Source organism: Paenibacillus thalictri (assembly GCF_004307995.1).
Classification (GTDB): Bacteria; Bacillota; Bacilli; order Paenibacillales; family NBRC-103111; genus Paenibacillus_AF; species Paenibacillus_AF thalictri.
This window is the reverse complement of sequence record NZ_SIRE01000022.1, coordinates 75319-92139: the sequence shown is the minus strand read 5'-3', so window position 1 is coordinate 92139 and position 16821 is coordinate 75319. Positions and strand designations below refer to the sequence as shown.

At 42.8% G+C, this 16821-nt stretch carries 17 protein-coding genes; all 17 read right to left on the bottom strand.

What is annotated here, in order from left to right; all coding sequences use genetic code 11:
• Positions 1-2 precede the first annotated feature (2 nt).
• The gene (locus tag EYB31_RS27690) at positions 3-698 is read right to left on the bottom strand and encodes a class I SAM-dependent methyltransferase (RefSeq protein ID WP_131016721.1); all 696 of its coding nucleotides are present in this window, start codon (positions 696-698) and stop codon (positions 3-5) included.
• Positions 691-1884, bottom strand: coding sequence for a LegC family aminotransferase (locus EYB31_RS27685; protein ID WP_131016720.1), 1194 nt, complete (start codon positions 1882-1884; stop codon positions 691-693). Before EYB31_RS27685 ends, EYB31_RS27690 begins: the two co-directional genes overlap by 8 nt.
• Complete coding sequence (locus EYB31_RS27680; protein WP_131016719.1) at positions 1881-2888, bottom strand: NAD-dependent 4,6-dehydratase LegB; 1008 nt, start codon at positions 2886-2888, stop codon at positions 1881-1883. The genes EYB31_RS27685 and EYB31_RS27680 overlap by 4 nt, the downstream gene beginning before the upstream one ends.
• A 19-nt stretch (positions 2889-2907) precedes the next feature.
• Positions 2908-4776 (bottom strand): motility associated factor glycosyltransferase family protein, encoded by a 1869-nt coding sequence (locus EYB31_RS27675; RefSeq protein ID WP_131016718.1) that lies wholly within the window; start codon positions 4774-4776, stop codon positions 2908-2910.
• Positions 4777-4801: 25 nt separating this feature from the next.
• Positions 4802-5377 carry a hypothetical protein gene (locus EYB31_RS27670; RefSeq protein WP_131016717.1) on the bottom strand — a complete coding sequence of 192 codons (576 nt, stop codon included), beginning with the start codon at positions 5375-5377 and terminating at the stop codon, positions 4802-4804.
• 299 nt (positions 5378-5676) lie between these two features.
• A complete protein-coding gene (locus EYB31_RS41315) occupies positions 5677-7650 on the bottom strand; it encodes a flagellin N-terminal helical domain-containing protein (RefSeq protein WP_131016716.1) in 1974 nt (657 codons plus the stop codon).
• A gap of 206 nt (positions 7651-7856) precedes the next feature.
• Positions 7857-8093: a carbon storage regulator CsrA gene (csrA, locus tag EYB31_RS27660; RefSeq protein WP_131016715.1), complete on the bottom strand. Its 237-nt coding sequence runs from the start codon at positions 8091-8093 to the stop codon at positions 7857-7859.
• Positions 8093-8617 (bottom strand): flagellar assembly protein FliW, encoded by a 525-nt coding sequence (fliW, locus tag EYB31_RS27655; RefSeq protein WP_131016714.1) that lies wholly within the window; start codon positions 8615-8617, stop codon positions 8093-8095. The genes csrA and fliW overlap by 1 nt, the downstream gene beginning before the upstream one ends.
• 38 nt (positions 8618-8655) lie before the next feature.
• Positions 8656-9216: a DUF6470 family protein gene (locus tag EYB31_RS27650; protein WP_165452655.1), complete on the bottom strand. Its 561-nt coding sequence runs from the start codon at positions 9214-9216 to the stop codon at positions 8656-8658.
• 34 nt (positions 9217-9250) lie between these two features.
• Positions 9251-10543: a flagellar hook-associated protein FlgL gene (gene flgL / locus EYB31_RS27645; protein WP_131016712.1), complete on the bottom strand. Its 1293-nt coding sequence runs from the start codon at positions 10541-10543 to the stop codon at positions 9251-9253.
• Between the two features lie 18 nt (positions 10544-10561).
• The gene (flgK, locus tag EYB31_RS27640; protein WP_131016711.1) at positions 10562-12256 is read right to left on the bottom strand and encodes a flagellar hook-associated protein FlgK; all 1695 of its coding nucleotides are present in this window, start codon (positions 12254-12256) and stop codon (positions 10562-10564) included.
• A 20-nt stretch (positions 12257-12276) separates the two neighbouring features.
• Positions 12277-12780 (bottom strand): flagellar protein FlgN, encoded by a 504-nt coding sequence (locus EYB31_RS27635; protein ID WP_131016710.1) that lies wholly within the window; start codon positions 12778-12780, stop codon positions 12277-12279.
• Between the two features lie 26 nt (positions 12781-12806).
• The gene (flgM, locus tag EYB31_RS27630) at positions 12807-13085 is read right to left on the bottom strand and encodes a flagellar biosynthesis anti-sigma factor FlgM (protein ID WP_131016709.1); all 279 of its coding nucleotides are present in this window, start codon (positions 13083-13085) and stop codon (positions 12807-12809) included.
• 95 nt (positions 13086-13180) lie between these two features.
• Complete coding sequence (locus EYB31_RS27625; RefSeq protein WP_131016708.1) at positions 13181-13609, bottom strand: flagellar protein; 429 nt, start codon at positions 13607-13609, stop codon at positions 13181-13183.
• 118 nt (positions 13610-13727) lie between these two features.
• A complete protein-coding gene (locus EYB31_RS27620; RefSeq protein WP_165452654.1) occupies positions 13728-14369 on the bottom strand; it encodes a ComF family protein in 642 nt (213 codons plus the stop codon).
• A gap of 156 nt (positions 14370-14525) precedes the next feature.
• The gene (locus EYB31_RS27615) at positions 14526-16175 is read right to left on the bottom strand and encodes an ATP-dependent helicase ComFA (RefSeq protein WP_240762919.1); all 1650 of its coding nucleotides are present in this window, start codon (positions 16173-16175) and stop codon (positions 14526-14528) included.
• 201 nt (positions 16176-16376) lie between these two features.
• Complete coding sequence (locus tag EYB31_RS27610) at positions 16377-16781, bottom strand: glycosyltransferase family protein (protein WP_131016705.1); 405 nt, start codon at positions 16779-16781, stop codon at positions 16377-16379.
• Positions 16782-16821: the final 40 nt, after the last annotated feature.

Sequence of the window (16821 nt, the reverse complement as noted above, 5' to 3'; positions counted from 1 at the left end):
ATCTATATCCTCCTTAATACCAAATGATAACGGGATATGAAGCTTCCTGTATGAATATTTTCTTTTCTAATGAGCAAAACCTCAACGAATTCAAAGTAGCCATTAAACAAATCAACTAATTTCTCATAATTAAAATAGGATTGCACGGTCCCTTTTTCGTGGTCTTCCGCAACGATATCTTCCCCACAGAATTCCCTACTATGAGACGAATCATCCCCAGAGACCAAATCGCAATAAAACAAACCTCCTGGTACCATAACTCTAAATAAATCTTTAACAGCGTCCCGGGCAATTTTGAAATGCATACTATCTAGAACGCCATGGCTAACCGCATAATGAAAAAATCCGTCATCCCATGGTAAGCTACGAATATCTCCTACCTTAATTTTTTCCTCCAGTTGAGATATTCCTTGTTGAGATGCCCAGCCTTTCGCAGTATCCACAGCATATTCAGAGAGATCGACACCATAAGCATCTAGCTCCATTTGGGACAAATAAATTACATGCCTCCCAATACCACATCCCAAATCCAACACTTTTGGGTGTGCGAACTGATTTTGCGTTTCCTTAAATTCATTTAACCCAATACGTTTCCTAATATATTTAGATGTGAATCGGATCACTTCTTCATGGGGATAAAAAACGAAATTGTCCCTGTTCAAGTAAGATGTTTCCCATTCCTTTTTTTGGTTATCCATTGTTAACCTCCATAGTTCTAGAAACAATGCTTGGACTACTCGGAATGTTGATTAACCTGTTGGAAAGTGCTTCTGAGTTCGTCAAATCCATTCGAGGAGCCTGACTAAACATGTCCAATTGATGCATGAGTCTCCACGCAGGTCTGGTCATGATTCCGCATTGGTTTGTCTTTGCAAGCAACTCATCACGGTACGAGGCGCAGCTTTCATCCAAGATAAGAACATTTAACCAATAATTGCTCTGGGAATTGGGCGGTTCTTTAAAGAATTTCACACCCTGAATGTCAGCAAATGCGTTTGCATAACGCTCTGCAAGATTTCTTTTCAAACGGATATACTCTGGCAAATTTTCCAATTGGGCACAACCTAATGCGGCATTAATATTGGGGAGGCGGTAATTATAGCCTATTTGATCATGGACAAACTCCCATGCATGAGCAATTTTTGCTGTCGTTGTAATGTGCTTGGCTTGCCTTGCTAATATAGTATCATTGGTGAGAATTGCGCCGCCACCGCCGGTAGTAATAATTTTATTCCCATTAAAACTAAGTGCAGAAAGTTTGCCCCAATGCCCTGTATGCTTACCTTTGTAATAAGAACCTAGAGATTCGGCTGCATCCTCAATTAACTCCAATCGGTATTTTACACATACCTCAAATAACGGATCCAAATCAACAGGATGTCCAAACGTATGCATAGGGACAACAGCCTTGATGCGGCGACCCGTTATTCGGTTAAAGCACCCTTCTTCTTTCATCTCAGTAATCTCAGATAAATACCGAGCTAGCTTTTCGGGGTCTAATCCCAATGTAGAAAACTCAATATCAGCAAAATGCGGTACAGCGCCGCAGTAACTAATCGCATTAGCTGTAGCAATAAACGTAAAGGCTGGCAGAATCACTTCGTCATCCGAAACAACACCAGCAAGCTTTAGACTAACATGTAGTGCAGCTGTTCCGTTTACAACGGCTATTGCGTGCTTCGTTCCTGTATAATCTGCCAGCATTTTTTCAAATAAATCAACATATTTGCCAACCGACGAGACCCACCCTGTATCGAGGCAATCTTTAACGTACTTCCACTCATTTCCCTCAAACTGCGGCGCATGCAGCGGTTCAAAGTCTGACCTATTGATAACACTCTCGACCGCTTCAATAATAGCATCTGGATTCAGAGACGACGTCATATGTTATAAATCCCCGCTTTATAGCCTGCTAAATGGAGCGGGTTTTTAAACCATTCTATCGTCTGTTCCAATCCTTTACAGAACCCTTCCTTCGATCCGTATTTAGGCGTCCAGTTCAGCATTTCCTTAGCCTTAGAATTGTCTGCCCATAAACGTTCGACCTCGCTCTTCTCAGGACGCAATCGGGATTCGTCAGTCGTGATTTCCACATTGACGTCCATTAGCTCGCCAATTAGAGCGGCTGTATCTCCAATCGATATTTCAAAATTAGAGCCGATATTAAATACTTCCCCAACCGATTGTTCCGAGTTCATCACTGAAATAAAGCCGTCTACCGTATCAAGGACAAAGTTAAAATCACGTGTCGGCGTCAAGGCACCCAATTTCAGCTGTCGCTGGCCCGAAGCAATTTGGGTGATAATGGATGGGATGACCGCTCTTGCTGACTGTCTAGGACCGTAAGTATTGAAAGGCCTGATGGTTGCAACCGGCGTTTGAAACGATGTATAAAATGACATAGCAATCTGATCCGCTCCAATTTTGGAAGCCGAATAAGGTGATTGCCCTTGGAGCGGATGCTCCTCCGTTATCGGAACAAACCGCGCCGTACCATAGACTTCACTGGTAGAAGTATGAACAACTTTGCTTACACCTAGCTCTTTGGCAGCCTGGACTACGTTTAATGTTCCTCTTACGTTAGTGTCTACGTAAGTGTCAGGTGAATGATACGAATATGGAATAGCAATAAGCGCGGCCAAGTGCAGAACAGCGTCGCAGCCTTTCATTGCCTGTTTTACCCCGTAAGGATCTCGGATATCTCCTGCAAATACATCGAGACTGGATTTTATATCAGATGGTGAGTGATCCAGCCATCCCCATGAATTAAAAGAATTATAGTAAACAAATGCACGGACATCATACCCGCGACGAACAAGCTCTTCCGTCAAGTGAGACCCAATAAAACCATCTGCGCCTGTGACTAATACTTTTTTATTATTTAACATTTGGTATCTCTCCGCTTCACTAATTGAACACAAGATTAACCGTATTGCCCGCAATTGCTTGATTCAACCCGAAGTAAACAGGTTCCAACGATTTCATATCTTGTTGTAATTCATACATATACTTTCCAAATTCATTAATAATCAGTTGCATCTTTATCTTAACATCTCTTTCAAACTTAATCCTTCCTATCTGTTTTAAAAGCAAGTCCGACCTCACACGATTCATGGGCGCTAAAATATAGTTGTAATAATGATTTTTTTGTAGAGTTCTGAATTGCTTGTCGAATTTACCAAAAAGCTTATCTGTATTTTTAAAAGCATTATGTTTAATTTGATAATCCATTTCCTGAAATAATGAAACTAACTGCTGAAAAACAACTATGATGTTATCGTAATGTTTCTTTAAAACTTCAGACTGAACAGTCAAGTAATCCCGCTCATAATGATCATTTTCTTCCGACTTATACCAATCCTTCTCGACTACTGATTGATTTAAATATTGCTCCATCACTTCATCCAAATGAACAAAGGTGGTCCCTTCGATTCTTGCGCCGCCACGTGTCGTGTTCAAGAATAGCGTACCCTTAACAGAGTTTAAAATATGTTCCATACTTCTTTTCATTTGTTTATACGATTCTGTCGTTACCGTTGTCTGCCCATAGACATCTTCCACCTTAGGCAAAAATGCCGCTTGCTCCTCCGTGATTTTCCAGGACTCGTACATCTCAATACTGCTTGAATACACCTTATCATTTCGATATGCAAAATTTTGTCCAACCAAAATTATCGGATTAAATCCTAGTTTCAGCATAAACTGAAGTGCAATCACAGAGATGGAAGGGGCATCACTAACAAGGTCTAAAATTCTCCCATCCTTTGGTTTAAAGAAAAAATCAGCAATGGCATCTTGACTTGTTACCATATGCAATTTAGGGCCAGGATAGCTATGAAGCGTTTCGAAGCCAACTGTAGTACCATAAATCAGTGGTATCGTATCAATCTTTGAATCTACTACTGACTTAAATACCGTTTGATTCATGGGCGTTGGATCATAAGTAAGAGCCGCATCAGGCTCAAATTCGTTTTTAATAAATGCATTAATGGAAGCACCAACAGAAAAAATGTACGCAGAACCGTCTTCTTTTATCTTTTTAAGATTATTAATCTCATCTTCTAGTGAAGGACCAGCAGCAACAAGGATAGCAGGCTTTCCATTAAACGCATCCTTTTTCATCTGTAAAATATCAGGTGTTTTTAGTGTTGTTTGGATGTTAATCATGCTATTCAAGATCCAGCGTTTTTCAAAAGCATTATTAACATGCATAGCCGATCGCCGGCCGTTTACAGCATTTTTTAATGTAGTTGAAAAATTCTCAAATCTATCCTTAAAGATTCTCTCATAACTCGGTAAAGTAACTATTAACACATCCTCGTTAATTAAATCAACGAAATTTTGTATTTCTTGCTGAATATTCTTGTGTGTATCTTCAACTATAATATTGCTAAATCTTAATTCTTCAATTGACTTTTGAGAAAGATATACAGATAAAATTTCCGCACTAGGCTCATATAGAGAATATGATTTATTTGGATATCTCTCAACGAACGATTTAATGTGGTATCCTAGTCCTATACCATAGAAAAAAATCTGCTTATATTTTTCTATATCTGTATATTTAGATATGATTAACTCTGCCTCTTCAATCGGGTTATATTTACTGTGCAAATACTGATAGCTGCCAGCCGATTGTATCTTAAATGTTAAATCTCCCGCCTTTGATAATTCCAAATGAACAGAATCCGCGGGAGTTTCCTGGAAATGCCGAATTTGTTCCCAAACCTTAGGGAATTGCTTTTTCAAATACGTCACATTATCTAATAAGATCATTTTTAACGACCTCTTTACATGAGAATTAAGATAAACTTATTTGGAACTCTTCAAAAATCGGCAATATCTCGTATTTCAGTATATCTCCAATAAGCACCATGTCAGTGTTATTCATCGCCTGCTCCAATTCGGAAAACTGCTTCTGTAAAGCTTCTGTTAAAGTTACTAATTGTGAGTAGTTTTTTATTTCATTATAATCAGTCCCCGGAATTTTCAGTATATCAACCACCTCAATAATCCATTCACAACCTTGGAGAAGCTCGATCAAGCGATCCCAAGGCTTATTCATATTTCCGTAGAACTCCTCATTCAGCCGATTAATTTCGGGTATCACACGCTGTACATATTCATGCATAGATTCAACAATACTTAAAACCATCTGCTTCTTAGTTTTAAGCTCCACTTTAATGAATTGAACTTGTGTCACTCTCTCTTCCAGATAACTTTCAAAATCATCGTATATTTCATTTCCATCGATCTTCATATAATCAAGATGCAACCGAGTCTCTTCTATTGTACGTTTTACATAGTCCACGGCTTGATGTATTCCTTCAATTGTATTATCAAAACCCAATGTTTGATCCATCATTTCGAGTCTCACTAAAATTCCCCCAATTACGCGATATTAAGAGGCTGTACAAATTTATATCGGATTTTTCCGACCTTTTATGAATAGGAACTTTCATCCAAAGAGCATCAGATCTATGATAAAAGGGCTGTCCTCTGCAAGGATAATTCATTCTTGCTGTTGACAACCTGATACATTTAAATTTTACTTGCTAAAACTCCCCTAAAGTAAGATCATTAATTACTCCTAGCCGTAACTCTTACTAAAGTTTACGATTGCCTATATTACAAAAAAGAGATCCCATACGGGATCTCTTTTTCCATACCAGCAAATTAACGGAGCAATTGCAGAACGCCTTGAGGTTGTTGATTCGCTTGTGCCAGCATCGCTTGTGCAGCCTGGGTCAAGATGTTGTTCTTCGTGAAGTCCATCATCTCTTTCGCCATGTCTACATCGCGGATACGGGATTCTGCAGCTGTCAAGTTCTCGGAGGAAGTCTCCAGGTTGTTGATGGTGTGCTCCAGACGGTTTTGGTTAGCACCCAGCTTGGAACGTTCGGAAGAAACACGCTCGATAGCATCGTTGATAACCGTAATAGCCGCTGCAGCTTTCTTGCTGTCGGACATATCCAATGCGTACTGAACGTCAGTGGAGTCTGTACCGTTCGTTACATTCGCAACCGTCGTATACCAAGCAGTCATTGCATGGTCGGCACCGGAAGTTACGCCGTCAACGTCACGAGACAAATTAACAACTTTTGCCCCAGCACTATCAGACACAACACCAATTTTGTTGGCTCTCATGTCGTTAATGCTCAAAGACATAGATTGATTTTGGTTGGCGCCAATCTGGAACGTAAGTGATTTATCTGTACCGCTGCTGCCAGCAGTAACTACATTGAAAGAAGAACTGCCTGCCTTGATATTGGTTGAGTCGATCTTCACACCACCAACTGAGAAGCCGGAAGCCGTAACAGTAGCACCTCCAGACACACCACTTGCAATCGTTGCAGCTGTACCACCATTTAACGAAGCCTTGTAAGTAAAGGTTGGTTTTGTTTCAAAGGAAATTTTATCGCCCGAACTACCGGAACCACCTTGAAGTTTAAATGTAAGTCCATAGCCGCTGTAGTTAACTCCACCAGAAACACTTGTTGCAATCGAATCCTGAATAAGAGTACCATCTTTACCTACGCCGGATACTCTGAATCCCTTCCCTCCAGCAGTGCCTGAAAGAATGATGGTCCAGTTCATATCAGTCATTGGCAATTGGGTTGGGCTGGTTGCACCGGAAGTCGGCAATCCAACTGTAACAGAAGTACCACTAAACCATTTATTGTCCCCTGCGTTGGTGCCTGCATATCCTTGCAAATCAGTACCCAGAGTGGTTTGGCCACTGACCTTAGCGCGGGCAAAAGTGATGTCACCATTAGCCGTTACTTTACTTACATCAATGCTAAATGTAATTCCAAGGTTATCGTAAGCAAGCTTGCCGTCAGAACCGACCTTTTTAATGTCATCGATTTTACCGCTGGCTCCGCTAGCTTTAATCGTAATAAATTTATCAGTACCTGATACAACTACACCGATTACAATGTCGCCGCTATTAGCATAAGTGTTGCCGCCCGAAGCACCAAGGTTTACCCCGTTACCTGAGAATGCAACTTTACCATCTACGCCAGACGAGTAAGATGCAGCAGCGTCTTGAACTTTTGCGTTTGCAAGCGCATCGACTGTTTTAGTGATGTTAATGGTATTAGTACCGGAAGTCAATCCCGTAGTTCCTGCAATTACTACATTAGTTATTCCATTAGCACCACTTGCAGTCGTAGTTTTAGATCCTGCTGCATTGGTGAAAAGCCCACTAAACTTCGTCAACGTATTAGCCTTGTCACCGTTCAACAGCTTTTGCGTATTGAACTCAGTGGTGTTACCGATACGATTAATCTCGGAGGACAGTTGGTTAACTTCCTTCTGGATCTCGTTACGGTCAACTGCTACGTTTGTGTCGTTGGCTGCTTGAGTAGCCAATTCACGCATACGTTGTAAAATGTTTTGAGTTTCGCTCAGTGCGCCCTCAGTTGTTTGAACTAAGGAGATAGCATCTTGAGAGTTCCGGGAAGCCTGGTCCAAGCCACGGATTTGCGCTCTCATTTTCTCGGAAATTGCAAGACCTGCTGCGTCGTCGCCAGCGCGGTTAATACGAAGACCCGAGGATAATTTTTCGATGTTTTTACCTGTGTTTGTGTTATTTGTCGACAGCTGACGATACGTGTTCAGCGATGCCAAGTTGTGGTTAATTCTCATTACATTCTTCCTCCTTGAAGTTCTATATTTCTCCCACATCCTTGTGGGGGAACCATTTCTTTAGGTCGGCCGCCCTAGAAATAGTGTCTATATTCAATATCGAACTTTCGCGCAAAAAATGTTAGAGCAATTTATTTCAAAATCAATAGATTTTTTGCCAAAAAAACAATTTGGGTTCACCCAATATGAGTTTTATACGAAATTGCTTAATTTTTCTCCGGATTTCTAAATATCTTAATCAAATCGTCCGGAAACATGGCTGATTCAGACGCTTCCTGATTGGACTGTTGAATGGATAGAAATACTTCCTTCCGAAATATGTCTACATCTTTCGGCGCCTTAATACCCAACCGTACCTGATCTCCCTCTACGCTGACGACAACGAGTTCGATGTTTCCGTTAATGACGATTGATTCGCCTTTTTTACGTGACAGCACAAGCATCAGAGGCCACCACCTTTACCCGCCGCCGAGTCGGCTCCTATTTGAAAAAAATGCTTTGTTTTATAATCAGTCTGATGGAGAATCATTTGCTTTCCGAGTTTGCATCGCTGATTGATAATGACAGGCGCTAATAAATTCAGACTAATTTCCCCTAATTTACTTATCGACATAATTGAAAAAACCATAAGGTCTGATTCGTTTTCTACTTGCAGATCCGCTTGGACACTTTCGGGTAGTTCAAAATTGTAGTTCGGAAAAAACTGAAAAGGATCAACGACAATAAAGGCCAAGTCACCGTCTTGAACTGACTGCATAAAAGAAAAGGGAATTTCCGATTGATTCTGATGGAGAAACACAAATCGATTCATTTGGTCAAATCCTGGAATTCCATGAGCAAAAGAAACGATCCCTTGCTCATCAATTTCTATTTCGCCAAATCGACTAGTGGTAAGCTTTAGCAATATAGCCACTTCCTTTTCCGGATTAAATCCAAAACTAATATATAAAAAACTATAGATTATCATCTATAGTCGGTATCCAGCATCTTTTATTATGACATAGGTTACAACCTAGCATCAATTTGAGGTGGCACAATTTCCACAGCGTTTTTTTGGAGCATATATATATTGACTTTACCTGGACTATAGTTAATCTCAGGAGGGTTCACCTTGGCGGTTATGTTAACATCACCAGGTTCAAAGTGAACCTCAGGCCTATTAGGAGTATACGTTAGCTTGACACTTGTTGTGTAGAAGGGGCCTTCATAGTTCATTTTGAAGTCTCTAAATGCACTTTCAAAGGCAATCTCAGAGATTGGATTACCTCCATTTTGAATGGCTGCCAACCGATTCCCCTCATCTACCCTGCGTCCAATACCTTCCATCGCAATGCTCTTTGACTCATCCGCAACACGTTCTGTAAACTGAAATATAGTTCCTTTACCCAATGCCTCCCAAGAAGCACTTTGGTCGATAACTTGATCTCCCTTGCGGTATGTCGTTTCAAGCTTGGCTGGTTTTGTCTGAATTTCAAAATCGGGACGAGGCTGCCTGATCTCTAGCTGCCCGCGGTCGGTTTCAATCCCTATTTGGGCGTATTGTTGGTGAATTTGAATGCTGGGCAAAGATACCAAGTCAACCTACCCCCATTTTAAAGTGTTATTTTAAAAAGTCGACTAAACTTGGCGTTATTACTTTAGCCCCTACTGACAATGATGCTTGATAGACGTTTTCATATGTTTTCAATAAGGTGATGGTTTCTGCCATGTCAGCATCTTCTGTTTTCGATTGCAGGTTGGTGAGATTCAATACAGTATCTTTTAATCGATCCGACGAAAGCTCCACACGGTTCATTTTGGCACCCAGATCTGCACGCACTTCTAAAAATTTGTTCATTCGGCTATCCAGACCACCAAGAAGATCGGAAACTTTACTAGTATCACCTTGCCCGAGAGCGTTCACAATTTGGTTCAGCACCTTAAACATATTATCAGGGTCCCCTGGTTTGCCGAAGGCGCTATCGCCCAGAATATTGACAGGCATATAAACGCCTGTAGCAATCTCGAATTTTATTTCTCGGTCGTCGGATTGGCTTTGCTGCGCATCTACTTGATAGATTTTCACATTAGACACCGGGTTTGGCGTTTTTACCAAGTCTGATAGGTTACGGGCAGCACTTAACCAATTGACGGCCAAACTGCCACCTGTAATCTCAACGCTCCCACTAGGTCCTGTATTATCCGAAGCAATTGCCAGTTCTCCAGTGTTCCCTATGGATACTGTAACAGCGGAATTCCCAAGCAAAGCGGTGTTAATGGCTGATTCGAGATCCTTGGCGAAAACTCCCGATCCAAGAGTAGAATAGTCCTTTGAAGGAAGGGTCACCGTAACTTCTTTTCCCTGATCAACGACGATTGTCAATTGATTGCTCGTATCTGTAACATTAGCTTGGCTTACATCAACATTGCCATGAACACTAATACTTAACGGAACCTCTGAAATATTAGTACTAAATGGTTGAAGATTTGTCTTTTGTCCGTTAAACACATATTTTCCATTAAATTGACTATTACCGATGGTAATAAGTTGGTTGGTTAGCTGCAGCACCTCAGATTTTACCGCGTCTAACGCTGTCTGCGGATTGCTTCCATTGGCTGCCTGCACGGTCAATTCTCTTATTCGCTGCAATGCAGCATTTGCTTGATCCATTAATGTGTCGGAAAAATCAATCCACGATATTGCGGAATCAACATTCTCCTGATACTGTTCATTTGCTGTAATGTCCGATCGATACCGCATGGAATAACTTAGACCTACGGGATCGTCAGATGGTTTATTTATTTTTCTGCCAGTAGACATCTGGTCTTGGTACGTATTCATTTGGTTAAGGTTACGATTTAAGTTTTGAAGCATCTGACTTGTCATCATACTTTGAGTAATTCTACCCATCATAAACGTTTCACCTCTTTATTATCTACCTACGGTTCCCATGCCGTTAATGACTTTATCCAGCATTTCATCAAATGTCGTTAATATTCGAGCCGCTGCATTATAGGCATGCTGGTATTTGATCATATTGGCCATTTCTTCATCGGTAGCCACTCCACTAACCGACTGACGTCTGGAATCGACCTGATCCACCAATACCTTCTGATTATCGGATTGACGGGTTGCCTCCTGCGTTTGGACGCCTAATTGACCCACGATAGCACGAAAAAACTCATCAAAAGTTCCACTCGCCAAAATAGGAACTCCACTTAATGTAGACTGCGAATCATTTTTCTTAGGGTCAAAATCGAACCTCAAATTTCTTATTCCTGCAGTTATTAGTGCAATGGAATTGTTGCCTCGAACTACCGTTTCATTTCCATTAGAATCTTTCACTATATTCCCATTCACATCAGTCATTACGCGCGATGAAGCCGTAATTTTTGAAATGTTTTCGATAATCGCCGGATTTAAAGTGATACTCGACGCCGTAAATTCGCTAGCACCTTTCTGCAGAGTGAAGAAGGGAATTCCCGACTGAGTAGGCTCTTCTAGACTATACCCCAACATGTGAAGACCATTTAATCCTTTAACGGTAATTTCAGTATCCGTTTTTAGCATTCTTTCCTGGTCAGTTAATGTTTCAGTACCTGTATAAGTCGTACTTCCGATTATTGTACCCTCTGGTAATTGGGGAGGTAACACCGATCCTGCCGGTAATGTGACTTTTACATTACCCTTGGCTATCGCTACTACCATAGAATCCAACTGAAATTTGTAACTGGCCACATATTTGTCTCTTGATTCGATCATTCCGAATACTTCGCCACTTTGTAAATCCCCATTTTTATAAGCAGCGTCAAAAGTCAGACCATCAGCGGAAGGAATAGTTCCATCAGCAGCAGGCACAGGCGTTGCAGCAAAACTCGTTACAACATTAATGCCATGCACCAATTCGACATTCCCCATTTTAACGTTATAACCGCCTTCAGCTCTTTCAACACTTACATTAATGATCTTGGATAAATTGTCGACAAGAAGGTCACGCTGATCCCTTAAATCGTTGGCGTCATTACCTAAACCTTCAACTCGGAATATTTCATTGTTCAGTCGGGCAACTTGATCCAAAATCGTATTTGTCTCACTTACTTTACTTCTCACATTCTCAGATAAATCATTTGTAAGATCATCTAATTGTGAGGCCGTGTGGTTAAAGGTTTCCGTCATGGCCAATGAACTTTCTTTCAAAGCCGCTCGTGCCGTCGTATTTTCAGGCTCTTTACTAAATACTTGCCAAGCATTCCAGAAGTTTTCGATAACCTGCCGTATTCCTGTATCTGAAGGCTCATTTGTAATAGCTTCCAACTTCCCAAGAACATCGTTTCTAACGGTCCAATTCCCGTATTCCTTATTCTCATTATAGTACTGAGTATCCAGGAACTGTTCCCGGACTCGCTTGACGTGATCGAATTCTACACCTTGCCCTAACTGACCAGGCACATTACTGCGCATCATACCTACCGCTTCCATAGGTCGAGAGGCGACCAAATTAACCACCTGTCTTGAATACCCGGCAGTATTCGCATTAGCAATATTATGTCCGGTCGTGGAAAGTGCTGTCTGCTGAGCAAACAACGCCCTTTTGGATATCTCTATGCCTCCAAATGTTGAAGCCATTCTATTCACCCCTGACTCATTTATGCGCGGGAATCGAACATTCCCTGTCTCTTAAAACCGTAACCCTGCTGTTGCTGCGGATTCTGATATACCGCTTCATCCTCCGGCGGCCCCAATACAAGATCTAATGAATAATTTACAAAAGTAAGCGATTGTTCCAGCAGCTGCCGATTCAACTCGTTTAGCGTCTTTAACCGCTCAATGGTCTGCAGCAGTGTCTGCTGCAAGGTTTGAAGCGCCTTCTTCTCGTCCATTTTAAAGATCAGCTTGGTCAAATCACTGATCGTGACATACGGGTTCGGACGATAACCTTTTTCCAACATAAACGCCCCGATCGCATGAATGCGCTGCTGATCCAGCTCCGTTACCTGCTTAATCAATCGGCCTTCTTTATTGACGGCAGCCGTCAATTGATCGATATCGTTGACGATCAGCGCCTGCTTCTTCCGTTCGCCCAGATCAAGAAGAGTCTGATGCGCCTCAATCAGCTTCTCCATATTTTCAAAAACCGCTTGTAATGACACTACATTCACCTACTCTTATGGAAAAGTCAGTCCTGATTTAAGTACGGCAAAAGCTTATCGGCAATTTTGCGCGCATCCACCCGATAAGTTCCATCATCCACCGAACGCCTGAGGCTCTCGAGTTTTTCCCTTTTTTGCTCCGTTCCGGTTGCGCCTTGCGCCTCGAGCAGTTCTTTAGCCATCGATGAAATTTCCACTTGATCTTTGTTTTTACCCTTTTTGCCTTCTTGAAGGTGGGCTCTGGCTTCAAGCGACTTCTTATACTCATTAATATTTCCGACCCGGTTCGTACCATTGATTTTCATAAGTAAACACCTCTTTATTTAAGACAAATAAAAAACCGACAAAAGCTTTAATACTTTTATCGGCAGGCGATATGCAAATTGTTATATAGTTCTCATTATTTCAAACGATCGTTCAAACGATCCTTAATCTTAAACGAAATGCCCTCTTGCTTCTGCTCAGCCAACAGCTTGTTGCGCTGTTCGTCTTCCGACATATTGCTGACATCTTTTAAAAGTCGGCCGCGGCACGATTCGCACATCAGCCCTTCTCGGATCGGCCCTCCGCATACCTCACAGGCAATGGACATATTCGGGTTATGCTTAATGGATATCCGGCCTTCCCGGATAAACTTCGTAATTATCTGCATCGGCACATCGGTGGCTTCGCTTAACTCCTGAAGCGTGCAGGAACGGTATTCCCGCAAATATTTGAGACATTTCTCGTATTGCAGTTCCATTTCTTTAATGCAATGAGGACAGATGCCATGTATATTTTTAACATAAATTTTACCGCAGCGAGGACAGTTCCCTACATTCAAACTCACTTAAATCCCCCCGATTCAAAACATTACATAACTACTATACACTCAGTTTAGCTTATTTTCTGTTAGATTGCATACACAATTTTGTTATTTTGCTGAACTTTATCGTTTCTTTAGAAAGTCATCTGGACCAACATATACCATATACAGGAATGTCGATGGCCCCGCATATTACTTCCGCACATTGGTTGAGTGTACTGCCCGTCGTGTATACATCGTCCACGATCAGCAAATGAACGGAGCCCCGTTTTCGAAGCTCCCGCAGCTGCTGCAAAGTCGATTCCTCAACTATAAAGGCCCCTCTCATGTCGTGAAGACGGTCCCCACGCGATTTGAAGCTTTGTTTATCCGTATGCCGGGCTCTTCGCAACAGCGGGAAAACCGGTAATTTAGCGCACTCCGCTAGATGCTCAGCCATTTGCTGAGCTTGATTAAACCCCCGCTCCATCAATCTGGTTTCACTCAGCGGAACGTAAGTGACCGCCCAGATAACATCATTATGGGGCGCTACCGACTTATGCAGGGCATAAGCATGCATGAGCATCGCACCCATTAACGGCCGGAGACGCTCATTCCCGCGATATTTGTAGGAAGCGAGCAGCTCCTTCATCATCGGATCATATTTTACCGCGCTGCGGTTATGGACAAAAAACGTATCGGATCGCCGATCGCAATCGTAACACGGCTCATATCGTCCGCATACCGGACATTTGACCTCACGAATCCATGGAATGGAGCTGGAACAGGCCGCACACAAGTTCAAGACGTTGGTTCCATGATACTCTCTGCCGCATATCACGCACTGACTGCGGCGAGGTGTCAGAAGCAACTCCGCCTTCCCTAGCCATTGATGGAGATACCGGGGCACTTCTTGTAACTTCAACCAAGGCAAAATAGGCATTTCCCCCTCATTCAAATGCTATGACTTATGCAAAAATCCTTTACGTAACGCCAGCTTGTTCATATCGCGAATTTGCCGGATTGCCCCCATGACGGAGGAAGTCTTTTCGCGTACTGCAAAATACACCGTGCCTGCCGGGTCGTCCTTCGATCTTCCCGCTCTTCCCGACATTTGTACCAATGCGGCGCTATCGAATAACGGGGCGTCCGCGCCTAATATCAGCACATCGGATTTCGGGATCGTCACCCCTCGTTCTAAAATGGTGGTTGTCACCAGAATACGAGTTTGCGTCTGACGAAATTGCACCACTTTATCCGCTCGATTCTCATCCTTGGATGAGGTACCTTCCACCGTTATACCGGGAAACCCCGACCGCAGCATTCCGATAAAAGGTTCTACCATATTGATTTTTGGGACAAAAACAAAGAGCTGCGCTCCCCGGTCCATCGAAATTTGTATAATCTGCTTGATCGCTTGAGGGATATTGTTTTTGAGTATTAACCGGTTCAAGGGCTCGGTGTAGATGATTTTAGGAACGGGAAGCGGATGACGATGAAATCGAGCCGGTACTCTGGCACAAGGAAGTTGATGACGTCTGACCGCTTTCTGCAGCGGTTCTGGAGGGGTAGCGGAGAGAAATAAATACGCTCCGCCGGGCTTGACCGCTTTGGAGGCGGCAAATTCCAACATGGGGTTATTATGATAAGGAAAGGCATCAATTTCATCAATAATCACAAGATCAAACGCTTCGGCGAACCGCATCAGCTGATGCGTCGTGGCAATTGTCAGCTGCCCCCGTTCCCAGCGTTCTTCGCTTCCTCCGTACAAGGTGACCACTTTGGTATGAGGAAAGGCCCGCTTTAACCGCGGCTGAAGCTCGAGCACGACGTCTTTTCGCGGAGTTGTAACCAGCACTTTGCCGCCGCGGGATAACACAAATGCAATCATGGGAAAGATCATTTCGGTTTTTCCCGCTCCAGTTACCGCCCAGATTAAAAAACGCTGCGGTTCAGGGCTGTTCTTTGCATATGCATTCAACAGAAAGTGAAGCGCTTCTTTCGAAGCTTCCGCTTGTACATCGCTGAGACCCCATGGTGTAATAAAACCATCCAAGCCATTAGGCTGCACAGCCCCCTGCCCGTTTACTGTGGCGATACTTGAAATCATTGGTGAGCAGAATCGAACTCGTCCCATTTGCATGCAGCTTTCACAATAAGAGCAGGGACAACCACAAAAAATACAGTCGGTTGTAAACAGGTTATCCCCGCCGCTGCCGCATCTTCGGCATGTATGCTCCGTGCGTTTCATAAACAGCGGCCAATTGCGTTTCTGTACCGTCTTAAAACCGCTTGATACCCGCAAATAACCATGTAAAAAAGCGTATTGTATATAATAAAGCGGATCTGCCGCTACGCTACCGAGCTTCACGTACTCCGTCAACTGAGCAAATTCTTCGAGCAGCAGCGAACGCCCTTCCAAGCTTTGCACCATCACAACAAACTCGCTTGGAGCAAGTTGCGGTCCGATTAGTTTACATGGAACGTCCCGCAGCGTCATTTGCTCTATCCATGGCGCGGGAATTTCAGCCTCGTGAGCTAGTTCTTTCATCTTCTTCAATAAGCTGATCTCATCGTTATGCCTTACACGCGAGCAATTCAATAATTCCATCAATCTGGCTGCTTGTCCAAAAGATAAAGACGGCTCAAGCAATCGGATGTGTGCTCGTTCACCCCATTGCTCGAGCCAATATCTCATGTCTGCACGAATATCTAAACTATATTTCCATTCCCATCCCTGATGCCCTGGAACAGCATAGAGAATCGCTTTCATGAGTCACCTGCCCATCCGTTATTGTAAGCGGTTACTGAGTTACTGCATCAAAAGAGGCATATCCCGAACATCCGTGACTTCACTTAACCTGACGACCACGACATGTTCGTCAAAATGATCCGTCATGACATCGTCAATCGCGTCAATCCCATTTTTAATGAGGATCTCCACTTCCTTCTCGCTGCCGATTCGCCTCACAATCTCCAATGTTTCATCCGACGAGCCTTCATCTACGACGGTTACGGATATATTGCGTCCTTTCATTCCGGAGAAGAAATACAAAGAACGCAAATACCATTCCATATGAAGCCCGTTATTTCGGGTCATAAGAACATAATGCGTCAAGTTTCTACGGTGCTTTGGTTTGCTTACACGGTGCATCCAATGGACCAAGGCGATACCCGCGGCATAACATCCGAAAATCCACAGCAACCCAACTATCATTGCGGCTCCCTCCCTTAAAGACAGTATATGCCGCAATGAC

Coding starts and splice junctions, on each gene's coding strand:
- EYB31_RS27690 (WP_131016721.1), bottom strand. CDS start 698: ATGGATAACCAAAAAAAGGAATGGGAAACATCTTACTTGAACAGGGAC.
- EYB31_RS27685 (WP_131016720.1), bottom strand. CDS start 1,884: ATGACGTCGTCTCTGAATCCAGATGCTATTATTGAAGCGGTCGAGAGT.
- EYB31_RS27680 (WP_131016719.1), bottom strand. CDS start 2,888: ATGTTAAATAATAAAAAAGTATTAGTCACAGGCGCAGATGGTTTTATT.
- EYB31_RS27675 (WP_131016718.1), bottom strand. CDS start 4,776: ATGATCTTATTAGATAATGTGACGTATTTGAAAAAGCAATTCCCTAAG.
- EYB31_RS41315 (WP_131016716.1), bottom strand. CDS start 7,650: ATGAGAATTAACCACAACTTGGCATCGCTGAACACGTATCGTCAGCTG.
- csrA (WP_131016715.1), bottom strand. CDS start 8,093: ATGCTTGTGCTGTCACGTAAAAAAGGCGAATCAATCGTCATTAACGGA.
- fliW (WP_131016714.1), bottom strand. CDS start 8,617: ATGATAATCTATAGTTTTTTATATATTAGTTTTGGATTTAATCCGGAA.
- flgL (WP_131016712.1), bottom strand. CDS start 10,543: ATGATGGGTAGAATTACTCAAAGTATGATGACAAGTCAGATGCTTCAA.
- flgK (WP_131016711.1), bottom strand. CDS start 12,256: ATGGCTTCAACATTTGGAGGCATAGAGATATCCAAAAGGGCGTTGTTT.
- flgM (WP_131016709.1), bottom strand. CDS start 13,085: ATGAAAATCAATGGTACGAACCGGGTCGGAAATATTAATGAGTATAAG.
- EYB31_RS27615 (WP_240762919.1), bottom strand. CDS start 16,175: ATGGAATTATTGAATTGCTCGCGTGTAAGGCATAACGATGAGATCAGC.
- EYB31_RS27610 (WP_131016705.1), bottom strand. CDS start 16,781: ATGATAGTTGGGTTGCTGTGGATTTTCGGATGTTATGCCGCGGGTATC.